This is a genomic window from Roseofilum capinflatum BLCC-M114, assembly GCF_030068505.1.
Lineage (GTDB): Bacteria > Cyanobacteriota > Cyanobacteriia > Cyanobacteriales > Desertifilaceae > Roseofilum > Roseofilum capinflatum.
Window position 1 is genome coordinate 1 of sequence record NZ_JAQOSO010000012.1, and the last position, 17906, is coordinate 17906.

The 17906-nt window shown below is 46.4% G+C and carries 13 protein-coding genes and 1 pseudogene; 4 read left to right on the plus strand and 10 right to left on the minus strand.

Annotated elements, in window-relative coordinates; all coding sequences use genetic code 11:
• The 3 genes from PMG25_RS03065 to PMG25_RS03075 form a co-directional block, all read left to right on the plus strand.
• Positions 1-410, plus strand: a 410-nt coding sequence (locus PMG25_RS03065) for a WD40 repeat domain-containing protein (RefSeq protein ID WP_283765443.1), incomplete at its 5' end; no start/stop codon positions are given.
• Positions 407-1477, plus strand: a complete 1071-nt coding sequence (locus PMG25_RS03070) for an ATP-binding protein (RefSeq protein ID WP_283765444.1) — start codon at positions 407-409, stop codon at positions 1475-1477. The genes PMG25_RS03065 and PMG25_RS03070, both read left to right, overlap by 4 nt.
• Positions 1465-1785 (plus strand): hypothetical protein, encoded by a 321-nt coding sequence (locus PMG25_RS03075; RefSeq protein ID WP_283765445.1) that lies wholly within the window; start codon positions 1465-1467, stop codon positions 1783-1785. The genes PMG25_RS03070 and PMG25_RS03075 overlap by 13 nt, the downstream gene beginning before the upstream one ends.
• Here the strand turns inward: PMG25_RS03075 and PMG25_RS03080 are convergent.
• From PMG25_RS03080 to PMG25_RS03090, 3 genes and pseudogenes are all read right to left on the minus strand, one after another.
• Entirely contained in the window at positions 1747-1968 is a 222-nt protein-coding gene (locus PMG25_RS03080) for a hypothetical protein (protein ID WP_283765446.1), read from the minus strand. The genes PMG25_RS03075 and PMG25_RS03080 overlap by 39 nt on opposite strands.
• A 368-nt stretch (positions 1969-2336) precedes the next feature.
• A pseudogene (locus PMG25_RS03085) lies at positions 2337-3439 on the minus strand (transposase).
• Positions 3440-3644: 205 nt separating this feature from the next.
• Positions 3645-4172 carry a hypothetical protein gene (locus PMG25_RS03090; RefSeq protein WP_283765447.1) on the minus strand — a complete coding sequence of 176 codons (528 nt, stop codon included), beginning with the start codon at positions 4170-4172 and terminating at the stop codon, positions 3645-3647.
• A gap of 78 nt (positions 4173-4250) precedes the next feature.
• Between PMG25_RS03090 and PMG25_RS03095 the strand changes: the two genes are divergently transcribed.
• Positions 4251-4700, plus strand: coding sequence for a Crp/Fnr family transcriptional regulator (locus tag PMG25_RS03095; RefSeq protein WP_283765448.1), 450 nt, complete (start codon positions 4251-4253; stop codon positions 4698-4700).
• Positions 4701-4760: 60 nt separating this feature from the next.
• Here the strand turns inward: PMG25_RS03095 and PMG25_RS03100 are convergent, their stop codons facing one another.
• The 7 genes from PMG25_RS03100 to PMG25_RS03130 form a co-directional block, all read right to left on the minus strand.
• A complete protein-coding gene (locus PMG25_RS03100) occupies positions 4761-5318 on the minus strand; it encodes a hypothetical protein (RefSeq protein WP_283765449.1) in 558 nt (185 codons plus the stop codon).
• 30 nt (positions 5319-5348) lie between these two features.
• Positions 5349-5987: a transaldolase family protein gene (locus PMG25_RS03105; RefSeq protein WP_283765450.1), complete on the minus strand. Its 639-nt coding sequence runs from the start codon at positions 5985-5987 to the stop codon at positions 5349-5351.
• Positions 5988-6016: 29 nt separating this feature from the next.
• Complete coding sequence (locus tag PMG25_RS03110; RefSeq protein ID WP_283765451.1) at positions 6017-6652, minus strand: hypothetical protein; 636 nt, start codon at positions 6650-6652, stop codon at positions 6017-6019.
• Between the two features lie 10 nt (positions 6653-6662).
• Positions 6663-8543 (minus strand): two-component system response regulator, encoded by a 1881-nt coding sequence (locus PMG25_RS03115; RefSeq protein ID WP_283765452.1) that lies wholly within the window; start codon positions 8541-8543, stop codon positions 6663-6665.
• Positions 8536-11910, minus strand: coding sequence for a PAS domain S-box protein (locus PMG25_RS03120; RefSeq protein WP_283765453.1), 3375 nt, complete (start codon positions 11908-11910; stop codon positions 8536-8538). The genes PMG25_RS03115 and PMG25_RS03120 overlap by 8 nt, the downstream gene beginning before the upstream one ends.
• Before the next feature lie 76 nt (positions 11911-11986).
• The gene (locus PMG25_RS03125; RefSeq protein ID WP_283765454.1) at positions 11987-14827 is read right to left on the minus strand and encodes an ATP-binding protein; all 2841 of its coding nucleotides are present in this window, start codon (positions 14825-14827) and stop codon (positions 11987-11989) included.
• Positions 14828-14944: 117 nt separating this feature from the next.
• On the minus strand, positions 14945-17728 hold the full coding sequence (locus PMG25_RS03130; RefSeq protein ID WP_283765455.1) for an adenylate/guanylate cyclase domain-containing protein: 2784 nt from the start codon (positions 17726-17728) through the stop codon (positions 14945-14947).
• Between the last annotated feature and the right edge of the window lie 178 nt (positions 17729-17906).

A 17906-nucleotide genomic window follows, 5' to 3' on the forward strand; every position in this document is an offset into this window, starting at 1 on the left:
TGTGGAATTTGCCCAGGGGGGAATTAGAACAAACCTTCTCCGGTCATAGCTCCTATGTTAATGCCGTAGCGGTGACCCCGGATGGGGAGCGGGTGATTTCCGGTTCATGGGACAAGACCCTGAAACTGTGGAATTTGCCCAGGGGGGAATTAGAACAAACCTTCTCCGGTCATAGCTCCTATGTTAATGCCGTAGCGGTGACCCCGGATGGGGAGCGGGTGATTTCCGGTTCATGGGACAAGACCCTAAAACTGTGGAATTTGCACAGTGGGCAAGTGATAGCTAACTTTTCTGGAGACGGTTCTATCCGTTGCTGCGCCCTTTCCCCAGATGGCCAGACCATCATTGCCGGTGAATCATCCGGTCGCATCCATTTCCTACGCCCAGTGGGACTGGAGCCAAACCCATGAACACCGCTTCCCTGCTCGCGGCTACCCCTAGGGAGTTTCACGCCCATCTGCGGCAGGTGCTGAACCAGTTCCAGCCCCGTCCCCAGGTCTCGGCTGCCTTTGAGCGGTTTTGTACCCGCCACCCACGGGGCTACTTCACCCTCATCGGCCCCCCCGGAACCGGTAAAACCGCCCTCCTGGCCCACATGGCCACCACCCGTCCCCTGGTCATCTACTACAGCGCCCAACTGCCGGGAAAAGCCCAAGCCGACACCTTTCTGCATACCCTCTGCACCCAACTGGCCCAAATTGCTCGCACCCACGGCATCCCCGTGCCAGACTCTCCCAGGGCCGACAGTAGCCAGTTTGCCCACCTGCTGCAAACCCTCAGCGACCATCTCCCCCCCCAGGACAAGCTCATCCTGGCCCTAGACGGCTGTGACCTAATTGACCTGCGCCACCAACCCCCCGGCACGAACCTTTTTTATCTGCCCCGCTATCTCCCCCATCGGGTGTATGTCATCCTGGCCCGTCGTCCCTTCCTCCCCAGTCAATCGCGCATTTTAACGGAATCCCCCCAGCAGCGCCTACATCTGCTCGACGATGCCGACAGCACCCGCCAGGCAATCCGCGCCTATATCGATGCTTATTTTAATACCCATTCTCTCCCCAATAACCCCCAACTCTACGACGACCTGGTAAGGTTGAGCGAAAATAATTTCATGTTTCTGAGCCAAATTTTACCAAGTCTTCCGCAAATCTCCCACCCCTTCCAACCCTCTCCACCGGGCTTAGTCACCTACTATGAACAGCACCTCACCCAGATGAACCTCACCTCATCAAGCCTGAAACCGGCGCTCCTCCAGCACCTCGCCACTGCCTCAGATGCCTGCTCTGCGGAAGCCCTAGCCACCGCCCTCGATGAAGACGAGTACGACATCGAGACCATCTTGCAGGAATGGACACCCTTTTTACAGGTGGAAGAAGCAGCCAGTGAACCGGTGTATCGGTTGTATCATCGCCATTTTGCCCAGTGGATTGGGGTAGGGAGATGGGGAGATGGGGAGATGGGGGAATGGGGGGACTAGAAACCCAGTTTCAAAGGGGGACTTACCTATTGCCTATTGCCTATTGCCTATTGCCTATTGCCTATTCCCCATTCCCTATTCCCTATTCCCCCATTCCCCATTCCCCATTCCCTATTCCCTATTCCCCATTCCCCATTCCCTATTCCCCATTCCCCATTCCCCATTCCCCATTCCCCATTCCCCATTCCCTATTCCCTATTCCCCCATTCCCCCATTCCCCCATTCCCCCATTCCCCCATTCCCCCACGACAGCGCGAAGCTCTGTATTCTCAAAATGGGGGATCGTCCTCTTCATCTACCGATTCTAAATAGGGAGAGTCAGCCTCAAAACTTTCCGGTTGGGGTAACGTCACCTTTTCTGCAATATCCATGATTTCTCCCTGGAAAAACTCGGCGAATTGTTCGGCGGCTTGTCTAACTTTATGCTTTTCCTGTTGTTGTTCTGGATCTAAATTCGGTGCAGGTGGAGGAGTCGGCGATCGCTTCATCACCGATATCTACTTACTCTGTGCTGACTATGCCGATTATATCCACTGTCAAGAGCGCGTCAGTGATGCCTATCAAGACCGGGCAAGCAGGACAGCGCCCTTCGACTTCGCTCAGGACAGCGCCTGCGGGAGAAGGGGGTAGGGGGATGAGGGGCAATCGTTATATCACTCATTTAGGTTTGCTATATAGCTAGTCTAAATGAGTTGTGCAACTGGAAATGCCCTCTCCCCCCCTCCATAAATTTCTTCTGTCACTCTCCGATAATGAAGATAGAATAAAATAGAGTATCAATAGCTAAAAGCGAGATAGAGCAATGGATGTAGAGTTACAGATCTTAAAACATTTGCCGCTTTATCCCTCTTCTTTCACTCTAGGCAGAGGAAAATAAGAAATCAGGCTCAAGGGAGAGAGGAAAGAGGGCAAGACCAGCAAGATTAATCAAGGAAATTAATCGTGGGAATCCCAAAGATAAGTGACCAATAGGAAAGACCTCTAACCAAGAGAGAATTAAGTTAAAGCACATCAAAGGAAGAAGAAGTAGACGGAGATTGTTTAAGCCACTCTTCCAGTTTTTATTCGAGTCCCAATGGGGATGTTGATGACTCGCTTCAATCAAAATTTCTTCGGAAGGAGTTGGTGGTTGTGAAGCAGAAGAAATGAAAGGAGGAGCCATCAATGTAACCAACAAGTAGGCCGTACAAATCATTTCCCACCATCGTTCAATGTGAGGATAATGAGTCAAGCGAAAATCGGCCCACCCTAATTCATGTTTACACTGTCGAAAGCCATATTCAACCCAAGTTCTTTCTCCATAAATATTTCCCACGTTTGAGTATTTCAAGTGGGGAATATTACTCATGACAAAGCTGGTAGAATTGTCGGGTAAGGTCTGAGGATCTGTTGTCACTTCCCAATAAGTAGGCTTACCTCGTTGCCCAAAAATAATTTCTCGCACGTAGCGAATTTCTTTTTTTTCATCGCTCATAATGCGCTCGAATTTTCTCCATCGATTCGCTCTTACCCTTGCTCCAGAAGGAAGCCAGACCCCATGATTACTTCGTATAGCTACCATATAATCAAGTCCTAATCTTTCTAATTTCCTGATAAACTTTTCTTCACTTTCTCCATATAAGCTATCTGATAGAACTCCTTTAATCCCAAAACCTAATTCCACTATTTTTTCAATAAGTTCTCCAGCAATTTCCGGTTTAGTTTTATATTTCTCTCCTTCCTTTAGGCGTTTTTTAGGCTTGAATATTTTAAATAATATAGGGAACCCTATTCCTTCGAGAAATCCATAAGCAACTACGGATACTATCCCCGATTCTATTTTTTCCAAACGACCTAGATATTGACGAGATACATAGTCAGTTTTATATCCGATAATATCCCTACATGAAGTTCCTTGAATGCCTCATAACTTCTAACATCTGAAAATAGATTTCTATAGAAATCGCAATATTTATCAATCATAGAGAGGGTCGGTTGAACCGCTCTTGGTGCAATCCTAGTTCTGATCAGGCTTTCAGCCTTTTTTCTTTATTATACTCTTCCCAGAGTGAAAGAAGAGGGTTATACCCAAATCTTGTAGACTGACGACTATTTTGTATTCATGTCCGCTTGCGGAAACCCGCACGAACCCACCATGTCTCTACAGTAAACAGAAAGTAGCAACCATTTAAGGATTTGATATAACGGGGGGAATGGGAAAACCATGGTCAGGGGTGCAACTGTAACAGGGATAACCATCCGGGTCATACCATAATCCATCATTGGGTAGAAAAAAGAAACCATCCTGGGTGCTGGGAGGATTGGGAAAACCATTTTCAGGGGTACAGGAGTGGCAGATCCCACCATCGGGAGCAATCCACTGGCGAGCTTGAGTATGCCAATAGATTGCACCGGTTGCATGGTAAATTGGCATATCCCGATCGACTTCAATCCAGAGGAATTCATGATGGCGGTCAAAATGACATTTTCCTTTTCTTCCGGTACTATTGATTCGCCAGTAGACTTCATTGCCCTGTTGTCCGGTAATCTGGACATCAGCACGGTAAGTATCAAAGCGATTCATGACCTCGTTTTTGCACCATCCTGGACGTTGCTCTGGTAAATTGACTTGAGCGCGAACGGGAAGCGTGTCTAAAAAGAGGGTTGTCCATCCCGCTAACAGCCAGAAACCCATATGAACAATCTTTTTCTTCATAGAATTTTCATACCAATTGATAGAACTAGATTTGTAATATATTCAGTATATATCCCTCTTTTATCACTGTAAGTCCCTATGTTAGATCTTAATGAACGTTTGGCGATTGTGCGGCAAGTTCCCATTTTTCAGGAAATTGAGAACGAGGAAATTTTGGAACATCTTAATGCTGCTTTATTGGAGTTATGGTATCCTTCCGGTCATCTGATTCTGGATGAAGGGCGCAAGGGAGGATTGCTGTATATTCTGTTGTCGGGGAAAGTTGAAGTCGTGAAGGATCGTGCCGTGTTAGCCCAACTGGGTAAGGGAGATTTTTTCGGCGAGATGTCGATTTTCAATGCGGCTCCCCTGTCGGCTTCTGTGCGGGCGGTGGATGAGTGCGAGGTGTTGTTGTTAACTCAGCAACAGTTGTATGAGGCGATCGAGGTTTCCCCAGGGGTGGCTGTTTATATTATCCGCATTTTGTGTAGGCGGGTGAATCAGATGAATCAAGCGTTATCGGAGTTTCAACAGGCTCAGAAATCTTAAGGAACCAGAAACCCGACTTGTTGAAGAAGCCGGGTTTCTGAGGGCCCGATCGCTTAGATCTTAAGCACCCGCTAGGACTAAATCTACTTCGTCTGTGCCATCGGTTGCCCCTTGACCGGAGGTGATTTGCTCACCATTGACTTCTACTGCCAAAGGAGTATCGTCAAGGGTAATATTGTAGTCTGTTGCATCAGCCGTATAACCTACACTGGCAATCATTTGCCGCCCGGCATCGGTATAGACAAAGGCTAACATTTGATTTTTTTCTTGTTGATTATCGAAAGCCCAAATCACCATATACTGGGTATCTTGATAGTCGAAGATTTTGGGCGGACGGGTGGGCACATAGCGCCCTGGAGCGCCAAAACTTGCATCTAAGAAGCCTTGTACGGACTCTGGTTCAACGCTGACATATTGAATGACTGGCTCTTCAGGGGAGAAGGTGGCCATCTGAGCGGCAGCCGCTTGCTCTGCTTCTTCTGCTGCTGCTTCATCATTGAGGTCTCCTTCTACGGGTTCTTCTTTGTCTCGATTGCGTAAGTAGTCAACGGCTAGTTTTGTGCCAATTCCACCGACGGCGGCGACACCAGCGCCAATGAGTAGGTTGCGAAGCTTCATGTTTTCTCCTGATGGTTAGAGAGCATGGGTTTAATCTACCATTCCCCGCCCGTTTTGGTTAAATTCAACGACGGTTTGCTCGGAGAGGGGATGGGTGGTCATCTCTTGTAGAAGATTGAGGGGGACGGTAATCACGTTTGCCCCAGCTTGTAGGGCGGATGCGGCTTCGTCGGGGGATTTGAGGCTGGCGGCTAGGATTTGGGTATTGCTGCCTTGTAAAACTTGAGCCATGGCTTGGACGAGGGCTAGGCCATCCCCTAGGAGTCGGGTGGCGCGGTTGACGTAGGCGATCGCATATTTGGCTCCGGCATCTTGGGCGATCGCCGCTTGTGCTGCACTATAAATAGCGGTAACGGAACAGTTCATCTGTGGCGATAGCTTGGCAGTGGCTTGAAACCCGATCGCCGTTGCCGGAATTTTTAACACGGTTTTTTCGCCAATCATCTCATAGGCCCGTTCGGCTTCCGCAAGCATCCCCTCATAGGTGGAGGCGGTGAGTTGATAGAATAATTCGTAGGGAGCGATCGCCGCCAATTGGGTTAACGTTTCTTCTGGAGATGAGTCACTTTTGGCTAACAGGGTGGGGTTGGTCGTAATTCCCTTCACCCATCCCCATTGAATCGCGGTTTGTGCGTCAGAAATTGAGGCAGAATCGAGATAAATTGCCATGGATACTTAATCTTCTTCTAGGTTTAACCTTAATTGAGCGATCGCACTTGGAGATACCTGAGTATGATCTCAGCACGGGGAGCAAACCCATCTCCCATATCCCCAGCATAAGCCAGGGTTACCCGGAACACCTGTCCTTGAGATTGGCCCAGATAGACCATACCGAGGATATTATCTTCAGCATGAATAAAGGCGATCGCCTTTTTCATCCAAGGATAAACGAGAATCTCCGGCTCTGTATAGTCTGCCTGGTGTTGCCAACCATTACTTACCAACAATCCGCGATCGCCCGTGACTCCCGCTTCTAGCTCCTCCAAGGTCATTTCTCCAGGAGGAAAAAACACATGAACTTGAGCGTTAGGAACCTCAAAAAACACCCCACACCCCTCATCACTACAAGCCGTATTAACCATTAAATTCTCAGGATAGTACGTCAGCACAGGAATAGACTCTTGCTGATAGAGCTTTAGGGTAATCTCTTGTGGTTCTCCCTCCACAAAAATCGTTTCTGTCTTCGTTTGGGGTAAATCACTCACTAAGGAAGTCTCAGCAGAACTCACCGCCACACTCCCTGGGTTAGGTGCGGAGGCTTCCGGCACACTACACCCCACCATCAAGACTAACCCAACTCCCAAAAGGCGATCGCCTAAAAATTTATTCATCATTCCTCCTGCTTCAATAATCCAAGTAGTCCGACGACCAACAGGGAACCGTTGCTAACAATTCTCCCATAGCTTCACCCTCTAAAGGTTTAGACAAAAAATAACCTTGCACTTCTTCACACCCCATTTTAGACAATTGCGTTAATTGGGAAGCCGTTTCCACACCTTCAGCCGTCACTGTAATATTTAAATGATGCGCTAACGTAATAATCGCTTCGACAATCGCTGCATTTTCTCCCTGTTCCCCCATATGACTAATAAACGAGCGATCGATTTTCAACGTATCAATCGGAAACCGATGTAAATAACTCAAAGAAGAATAGCCCGTACCAAAATCATCAATGCTCAGTTTAATCGAACGTTGTTTAAGCTTCTCAAGGGCACTGGTTGCCAAGTCTGGATTATCCATGATCGCACTTTCAGTGATTTCTAACTTGAGATTTTTACTCTCAAAATTAGTTTTTACTAAAATTCGATCCATTTGATCGATTAAGGTCGATTGATTAAATTGCTTAACCGACAAATTCACACTCATGGTCACCGTATCATCGATCCACTCTTTTTTTCGCCAACACTCGAATTGACTACAGGCTTCTTGCACCACCCATAACCCAATCGGGACAATTAATCCCGTTTCTTCTGCAATCGGAATAAAAGCACCCGGTGAAATAAACCCCTGTTGGGGATGTTGCCAGCGAATCAGAGCTTCAAATCCAGAAATATAACCCGTTTTCAAAGAAATAATTGGCTGATAATGTAGCACAAATTCCTCGTTTTCAATGGCCAACCTTAAATCTGTTTCGATCTGAAACCTTTTTTGGGTATTGCGACGCATAAAGGCATCAAACACTTGATAGGTTTTATGGGTTCCTTTCGCCCGATACATGGCAATATCTGCATCCCGGAGAAGTTGCTCTGGTTCTTGATAGTCAGGAGTGCTAAAAACAATGCCAATACTGGCATTCAAGAAAATTTCTTGTTGATTCCAATGAAAGGGCCAGGTTAAAGAATTTTGGATTTTTTGAGCTAGGTTGATCGCGATTTGTACCGTTTCAATTTGATGCATTAAAATAGCAAATTCATCCCCGCCAAATCTCGCTAAAACTTCAGTCGAGCGTAAGCAAGATTGCAAACGACGAGCGACAGAAATCAGCACATGATCGCCAACTAAGTGACCCAAGGAATCATTCACCATTTTGAAGCGATCGCAATCTAGAAACAGAATAGCAAACTGATGGTTTTTATCCGATTTGAATCGGTCTAACGCTTGAATTAAGCAATCCATGAACCACACTCGATTGGGTAATCCCGTCAGAGCATCATGGGAGGCCATGTGGAGCAATTTTTGTTGAATTTTTTGGCGCTCTGAAATTTCAGATTCCAATTTTTTATTGGTACTAATCAATTTTTGATTCATGTCTTGCAGTTGCTCCGTTCGCACCTGCACCCGGTGTTCTAATTCGCTATTGAGTTTGGTTATTTCTGCTTTAGCTTGGGTTAGAGCCAACTGATTTTCTATGCGAGCAATAACTTCTTCGAGATGAAAGGGTTTGGTAATATAATCAATGCCGCCCACCTGAAAGGCCTTGACTTTATCGAAGACATCATCTAAGGCACTCAAGAAAATGACCGGAATATCCTGAGTTTTAGCATCTGCTTTGAGTTGTTTACACACTTCATAGCCGTCCATTTCCGGCATTTTAATATCGAGCAAAATCAAATCCGGAGGAATGGTCTTAGCCGCAGTGATCGCCATTTGACCATTGGTCACCCCTCGTACTTTATAGCCTTCTTCAATTAGGCTATTGGATAACAGTCGTAAATTATTTAGGGTATCATCGACAATTAATAGATTGCCCTTAGACGATGACGATATTGAACCAGGGTTATTCATGGTTAAAGTTACACTGAGCTATTTTCATAATTCGATCGAAACAAAATTGATCGACTAAACTCGCGATCGCCTGCTTGAGAGTTTCATGGTCTGCGGGCAATTGCTCCAAAAGTTGATAAATCCCCTCTGCATCAGCTCCCGCAGCACAATGATAAAGTTGAATCACCCAATTTTCAGAAAGTCCCTCAAGGTTAGTCTCCTCCACCAGAGTATGGGATAAAGTTGGGTGAGCATCCACAGTTGGATGCAAGCCCTCCACTGTCCCATAAACATATCGAACGGCAAGATACTTGGCCATTGTCTCAAAAATTTCGTTCTCTTGGAATGGTTTCATCATCCAATCATCACATTCACAGGAGCGATCGCATCTTGGCTCCGTTAAGGGATGGCCGGTTAAACCAATAATTGTAGTTGCTTGCCCCCGCAAAGACTGACGAATAAACTGGGTGGCTGCATATCCATCCATCACTGGCATTTGCATATCCATCCAAATTAAATGAGGCTGCCAAGACTCCCACACTTCAATGGCTTCTTGACCGTTACGCGCTTCGCGCACCTGAAAACCCACAGAACTCAGTACCTTCACTAAGAGCCGCCGATTTTCCCATACATCCTCAGCAACCAGAATGCGATAGCTAGGTTGACCGGGAGCTAGATCAATGACCGGTAAAGGCCCATTTGATCGGGGAACTTGCATCGGATCGGCTTCCTCAAACGGTATATAAAACCAAAAGCAACTTCCGCCCGCAGTCGGACAAGTGAAATTAATTTGCCCCCCCATCAACTGCACGAATTTTTGAGTAATTGACAATCCTAAACCGGTTCCTTCTCCTGACTGACGACCTAAACTTGCCTGTACAAATGGCTCAAAAATCCGTTGTTGCTCTTCAACGGGGATACCTGGCCCTGTATCTTCTACCTCAAAATACAATTTATTGTTATTTTTTTTGCCAACTTTTAAGGTAACTTTACCCTGGGAGGTAAATTTAATGGAATTACTTAAGAGATTAATTAAAATTTGACGCAACCTCCCCTCATCTGCATTGACCCATTGAGGCACATCTTTTTCCCAAACAATTTGAAAATCAAGGCCTTTTTTATAGGCTTTTAAGCTAAACATATCCTGAGTTTTTGAAAGCATTTTATACAAATCAAAATCAGAACAATTCACAAATAATTCACCCGATTCTATTTTAGATAAATCTAGGATATCGTTAATTAATGATAAGAGATGATGGGCAGAATTTTTTATAATGCTTAATGATTCTTGGTGTTCGATCTCTAGAGGTGAGCGGGACAGGAGTTGAGTAAAGCCTAAAATTGCATTAAGGGGAGTGCGTAATTCATGGCTCATGTTGGCTAAAAACTCACTTTTAGCCTGATTTGCTGCATCTGCCGCATCTTTGGCTTGTTTCATCTGAGCTTTCGCTTTTAAGGCTTGAATAATTTGTTGGGATTTCTGCTCAATTTCCTGAACGGATTGAGCTTGCTTGAGAGCAATCCCCACTTGTTTGCCTAAACGCACCATAGCCTTAATTTCCCAGGGCTTCCACATCCGAGGGGCTGCCGTTTGATAAGCCGCTAACAATCCCCAAAGTTGATTGCCTTGTAAAATGGGAGCAATTAAGTAAGAGCGAATTTGATGGCGCTGAAAGAATCTCAAATAGCAGCTAGGAAACCCTAGGGAAAAAATATCATTAGCGACATAACTTTCGGGTAAACTTTCGGGGACATCCTGAAACTTAAAAAAACATTCACTCAGTTGTTCGGTTAACTCTTGATTGGAATGGGAGACTTTAACGAGAGACCGTTGATTGGGGCCTAATGACTCAGCTACAAATTGACCGCTCCAATCGGAATTAAAACGATAGACGACCACCCGATCGCACTTGAGTAAGTGCCTGGCCTCATAGGTTACCGTGGTAAAAATGGTCTCGACATCCAAAAATGCTCTAGTTTTATCGACTACCATATCCACGGCCCGTTCTGTCTCTGCTTGTTGTTGCAATTGCCGTTTAATTTCTTTTTCTCTCTCTTGGGTTGCCTGTTGCAGGGCGACTTCCATCTGCTTACGCTCATTAATATTGGAGACTACCCCAATCAATTGAGTCGGTTCTCCCATTAAGTCTCGTACCACTGAAACAGCTAAATAGACCCATTGTACTTGACCATCTTTGCGTAGATAGCGCTTTTCTAAGCTATAGCTTTGACGAAGGCCATTTAATAACTCTTGCAGATAAGATTCTTCTATCTCCAGATCCTCTTGATGGGTGACTTGGCGAAAGGTCATGGAGAGTAACTCGTCCTCAGTATATCCGAGTAGCTCACAAAAGCGTTGATTGACCTGTACCAATTGTCCCGAAGGAACACTTAAGGCAATCCCGACGGCTGCTTGATCGAAAATGGCTTGTAATCGTTCTTCTCGCTCCCATAAACTCAATTGGGCTTGTCGTCGTTCGCTAATATCTCGCAAAGAGACGACTAAGGCCTCCATTCCATCCCATTGCACTGGAGCCAGACTAATTTCACTGACTCCTAAAACTTCTCCTCCATGGGTAATTTCAATCTCGGCGGTATGGTCAACGACCATGGGTAAGCCAAAAGGATAATAGATTAATTCAGACAGGGGTTTATGGATAATCTTGGCGGCGGCTGGATTGGCAAATAGGATCTTGCCTTGTGGGTTAACAATCATGATCCCGTCAGAGGTACTATTGACGAGGGTTTGCCATCGGGCTTCCACTTGGCGCAGTTGTTCGGTAGTCTTTTTATAGCCTGTCAGCACTTGAGTAAACATGATGATACCACCGATCGCCTGGGTCGGGGTATACCAGGGATGAATTTGCCAATTGACCCAATCTAGGGAACCATCCGCGCGATAAAAGGGGTCTTCTGCACACTCTTTAATCTGGCCGGCGAGACACTGTTGATGAATGTCTTTCCAGCGTTGGGGAATGTCTGGAAAGACTTCGTAGTGAGACTTGCCGATGATGTGGGCTTCTGGTATATTATAAAGCTTTAGCCACTGCTCGGAGACGTAGATGTAGCGCATCTGGCGATCGAAAAGGGCGATCGCTCCTGGAGAATGTCGGATGGTTAACTTTAATAGCTCCTCCTGGGCCCTCAACTTCTGCCCTTGCTGCCGCGCATAAGCGTACCATAGCAACAGATTGGTACTGATCAGCAGAATACCGACGCTACCGATCGCAAAATAAAGATGACACTGGACTTGGGATTGAACCCTGGGACGATTCCCAGAGGCTTCAACGGGTAAGCACTGCACCGGAAGCGCTAATCCGAGGATCAGCAATAGACTGGAAACCCCCCCCAGGAATTGGGGGCGTAAGATTTGAGTCTTGACCCACAAGGGTTTTAATCTTAGTTTTAATCTTAGTTTTAATCTTAACTGTGTTTGCGTCTTCCCCCACTCCATAATTCCCTACCTAAGTTCTTGACACTTGATGATTAAGCTTCAAAGCGGCTTGAGAGACCTCGACCAATTGTTCAAACTGAAATTGATTCACCCAACCGGTCAGGGTTTCACGTAACTGCATCTGTTCCTCAGAGAGAGCCTCCAGCAAGTGCAAAATTTGCTCGCCATCGGCTCCTGTGGCAAAATACTCCAATTGTTCAATCCATTCATGGGGCATGAGGGCTAACTGCACGGGATAACTTTCGGCTGGTTCTCCAGAAACCGCCGGAGATTCTTCTAGGGTTTCATAAATATAATCCACTCCAAGATAATGGTTCATTTTCTCTAAAATGACTGATTCTCGGAAGGGTTTACGCACAAAGTCATCACATCCAGAGGATAAGACGAGGGCTTTTTCTTCCTCGAAGACGCTGGCCGTCAGGGCAATAATGACGGTGGCTTGGCCGTGAATATGTTGTTTAATGTACTCGGTGGCGGTATAACCATCCATAACAGGCATTCGCATGTCCATCCAAATTAAGTGGGGTTGCCAATTTTCCCAGATTTCAATGGCTTGTTGTCCATTTTCAGCGTCTTGCACATCAAATCCTAAAGGGCCGAGCAGTTGTAATAATAGTTGCCGATTGCTCCAGCGATCGTCAACGACAAGAATACGATAGGTGGGTTGACCGGGAACTAAGCCTATAACCCTCTGAGTGATGACAGGCTGAAAGCTGAGATTTTCTGCTGGTTCTACGGTAATCTCAAATTCAAATCGGGTTCCGATGGGTGAGTCGGCAAGGGCAACCGGTTGGAGTAGATCGTCGGATTGGGCAGAAACGGGAGTGAATTGATACCCGCGACTGATCGCTTTGATCTGTCCCCCCATCAATCCGATAAACTGATGGGTGACGGTCAGACCTAATCCGGTTCCCTGTTGGGAACTGCGCCCGGACTGGGTTTGGACAAAGGGGATAAAGAGACTAGAGAGTTCTTCTGGTTCAATGCCGATACCGGTATCTTCGACTTCAAAGTGGAATTGATGGGGAGATGTTCCCGCTTCAACTCGTAAAATTACTGTCCCTTCAGAGGTGAATTTAATGGCATTGCTCAGGAGGTTCACGAGGATTTGGCGCAGTTTACCTTCATCGCTGCGGATATAGGTGGGTAGAGCGGGATCGAGTTGGACTTGTAGGGTGATGCCTTTGACTTGGGCTTTGAGGGCAAATAGTTCTTGTACGGTTTCGAGTAGATGTTTGAGGTCAAAGTCGTTGGCGTTGAGTTGCAGATGTCCGGCTTCTATTTTGGACATTTCTAGGACTTCGTTAATCAGTCCGAGCAGGTATTCGCTGGCTCGATGAATGATGTTCAGATGCTCTTGTTGTTGCGGGTTATGACTGCAATGGCGCAACATCAGTTGGGTAAAGCCGATGATGGCATTGAGGGGCGTTCTGAGTTCATGACTCATGTTGGCTAGGAATTGGCTTTTGGTTTGATTGGCTTGTTCGGCTGCTTGTTTGGCTTGTTCGAGTTCTAGGGTGCGCTCTTGTACTCGTTGTTCTAAGCTGTTGAAGGAGTCTTGAAGCTGTTGAGCCATTTGGTTAAAGGAGTGGGAGAGTTGTTCTATTTCTCGAATCCTGGTGATTTTTAGGGGGGGATTTCCAGGGGAGAGTTGCCCTTGGGGGTTCTGGTCTGTGATGCCCAGCATGATGGCTTCGCTGGCTGCGGCTAGGCTTAAGATGGGGCGGGTAATCCAATGGGCTGTGAGAATCCCGATCGCGATCGCCACCATTAAGGCGATCGCACATAATGCTATGGTGTTGCGGGTATTGGCTTCTATTTGTCCCATAAAGTCGGCTTCTGGAACTACGACCACGATTAACCAATCGAGACCATAGTCATCTTGATAGGGCATCAGTTGCACAAATTGCCGTTGTTTCTGGAGATAAAAGTCGAGTTGTTGAGACTCTTCGATGCGATCGAACGATCCCAGAGCCTCTAATAAGTGAGCGGTGGTTGCTTGAATGATCGGATCTTCACAGTTGATGGCATCAATGCGTTGGGCGACCCCGTTTTTAATCACAAAGGGTTGGGGCAAGGTGGAACTGGCGACTAATTGTCCGGAGCGCTCTATGATAAAGGTTTGCCCCGATCGCCCAATTTTTAGGGTGGCCAGAAATTCACTAATTTGGGTGAGAAAAAAGTTATTGCCTAAGACTCCAATCAGGTTACCCGCATCGTCACGAATGGCCACACTGGCAGGGATGGCCATGCGAGGATAGGCATGGTAGGTAAAGATGGGCCCCCATACTTCTTGTTGGCTTTGGACTGCGACTTTGTACCAGGGGCGATCGCGAATGGGAAAATTAGGGGTTTCGTTGATCAGTTCAATGGGACGATCTTGCTGATTGAGCAAATGAAATTGAATGCTGCCTCCTGTTGCTTTTCCAGCTCTCATGAGTTGCAGTCGATTGTCTCTCCCATGGGCAATGCCAATAAACTCATTTTGTTCGCTGCCAAAAAACACGGAATCAATTCGATCGAAGCGTTGGAGCTGTTTGAGAAAATGTTGTTGTAATTGGGGAAAATTTTCGATCTGCAAATATCCGAGTTCTAGAGCATCTAGGGTCATATAATTGACTTGATGGGGAAGGGTCAGATATTCTGAGAGTTTTTGATCGATCCGGTGAGTGACTTCAGAGCGCAATTGGGTTGCCACTTCATTGACTGCCTTTTTGCCATAGCGCACGGAAAACCATCCCGTTAAACCGACAACTAGGACAATTTGGAAAACAAACGGGACAATCAGCAACAGTTTTAAGGGGAGCTTGGCACTCAGATCCCAACTATTTTGATGATGTAAAACAGCCATAAAGGTTTATAAAAAAAATCAAAAAACAGGTGAAATTTTAAAGTGATCTTAAAAAAGAAAGTCGAAAATTCGACAGGGATCGGGTGTAATTGAGGGAAAAATGATTAAAATTTGAGTTTATTGGCCTAACAGCCAATAGGTGAACATTTCTCCTTTGCCCTTAACTTCTATTTTACCCCGTTCGTGAAAATGATAGGTATTTCTTAATAATTCATAAGTTTGATGGGTTACCTGAATCTGGCCGGGTTCGCCTTGGGACTCCATCCGAGAAGCGACATTAACGGCATCTCCCCAGAGGTCATAAATGAATTTGCGCCTGCCAATGACCCCAGCCACAACGGGGCCGGTATTAATACCAATGCGAATTTGGAAGGGTTGCTTAAAGGGGGTTTGAAACTGACGGATAATGTTTTGCATCTCTAGGGCCATATTGGCGATGGCCTCAGCATGATCGGAGCGGGGTAGGGGAAGTCCTCCAGCAACCATATAGGCATCGCCAATGGTTTTTATTTTCTCTAAATGATATTTTTCGCAAAGCTGGTCAAATTGGGAAAAAATCCGATTGAGTAATTCAACCAATTCATGGGCCCGTAAATGACTAGAGAGGGGAGTAAATCCGACTAAATCGGCGAATAAGATGGTGACAGATTGGAACTGTTCGGCAATCACAACCCCCATTTGCCGATCTGTGAGGTCATTCTGTTTGAGTTGTTCGGCGATCGGTTCAGGTAAAATGTTTAAGAGCAGTTTTTCCGATTTGGTCTGTTCAAGTCGTAGGGCATCTTCGGCATTTTTTCGTAAGGTAATATCTTCGATCACTCCTAATAAGCCAATGACGTGCTGCTGGGAATCATGGATGGGAATTTTACTAATATCGAGCCAAATGGGTTGACCATCGTTTCCGGGTTTGACCTTTTTGGCGATCATATGTAATTGTGGGGTATCTGTTGCCATAATTTCCAGGTCTTTGGCTCGAAATTCATCGGCTAAATGACGCGGCAATAAGTCATAATCAGTTTTGCCAATCACGACTTCTGGACTCTCTAATCCGGCTGCTTCTGACCAATTGCGATTACAGCCTAAAAAGACGCAATCGGTATCTTTCCAAAAGACTTGTTGGGGAATATTGTCTAAAATGAGCCGTAAATATTGCTGCTGTTCGCGCAAGGCGGCTTCACTGCGCTGTAAGGCTAACAGGGCTTGTTGGCGATCGCTAATATCATAGGCGGCATAGAGAATACAAGGACATTGATCCCATAAAATACTTTCAGCAGATAATAATAGGGTTTTGATCGCTCCAGAGGCGGTTTTCAGTTCGACTTGTTGGTGGCGTAGGGTTCCCTGGGTTTCTATGACTTGGACTAAGCGCTGATGCTCTTGAGGATTAACCCATAATTGCAGTTCGGTTTCCCGACGGTGCATCAGGGTTTCTGGGGAATAGCCGAGGATTTCACAAAAGCTATCATTGACTTCAAGTAAACAGCCATCGGCGATCGCACTAATAAACAGGGGATGGGGACTTAAACGAAAGGCCGTTTGAAAATGCTCTTGAGCTTGTTCTAAGGCTTGGGTGCGCTCTTGAATTTGATCTTCTAAGTTTTGATTCATTTCTTCCCAAGCTTGGAAGGAGATATTGAGTTGATAGACCATCTGATTAAACCCTTGGGCCAGTTGGTCAAATTCCTTGATCCGTCCTCCGTAGATTTTGGGCGCTGTTTCGCTTTTCGCAATGGCTTTGACTCCTTGACTCAGTTGGGAGATGGGGCGAGAGAGCCAGCGACACAGGAGCAAACCCAATGCTAAAGCCACTATTAAGGCAACGATACACAGGGCGATCGCGCTGCGAGTATTGGCGTTAATCTGAGCCATAAAATCGGCTTCAGGAATAATCACCACCATCACCCAATCGAGTCCCCTTAAAGACTCTTCTCCCGGTTGCAAATTATGGCCGACGGTGGTTACCTCTAAGAAGTAGCGCTCTCCCTCCCATTTCATGATTAGATCTTGATGCTCGTCCAGGGAAGCTAACCGGGCAATATGGCTGGCAGCTTGCTGGATTAACCGATTTTGACTTTCAGAGGCTTTAATCCGTTGACGACCGTCTGGGGTGTCAATAAAGGGCAATTCCGGGGCAGAACTGGCCACGAGTTTACCCGATCGCTCCATAATAAAGGCTTCCCCCGTGGCGCTAATTTCTAAAGTGGCTAAAAAGTTACTAATCTGGGTGAGAGTATAATCTACCCCTAGGACTCCTTTTAGGGTTCCTTGGTTGTCATAGATGGGTAAAACCGGGGTAATGCCTAAATCCTCGGACGCAGAAAAGAGATAAATAGATGACCAGGTGGCAGTTTGAGCTTCGACTGCGGCTTGATACCAGGGACGGGTACGGGGATCGTATTCGGCACTGCGGATCGGGTCATCAATGGGGTTGCCTTGTTCGTCTAAGTGATAGATATTACGGATGGGGGCGCTATTGCGATCGCGACGATAAAGGCGGGGGGTGGGGTCGCGGTTAACCATGATAAAATCTCCTTGGGTATTGCCCCAGTAGAGCGATCGCACCCAGGGATGGATGTGTACCTGTTGCCAAAAGTAGGGTAAGGCAACCTCAAAATTGTCGGGGTCAAAGCGTTGGGAGGCGATCGCCGCTTCATTCATCTTCAGAAATAAATGGGGCGTATCAGCAAACCGTTTTAGATGCTCTTGGATGCGATGGGTCACTTCCCCACTCAGACGACTCGCCAATTCATTGACCGATTTTTGACCATTGCGGAACGACAAATAGCCAATCAATCCCACCACTAAACATAATTCCAGCACAAAGGGAACCACCAACAGGAAGCGCAAAGATAGGGTTGAGCGGCCTTTGAAGGGAACAGAAATGGGTTGTTTGGCGGACATAAGCATTGCCCCAAGGACTATTGATCATCATACCCATCCCTTGGGAAGACTCCACTGATTCCTAATTACTGGCGAACAGAGAATTTAGAGTAGTTCTTGCTCTTAGCCGTTGCTGATAACATAAACAATACCCTTCCCATTCCCTAATCGAGGAAAGTAAACAACAAGCAGATGTCCT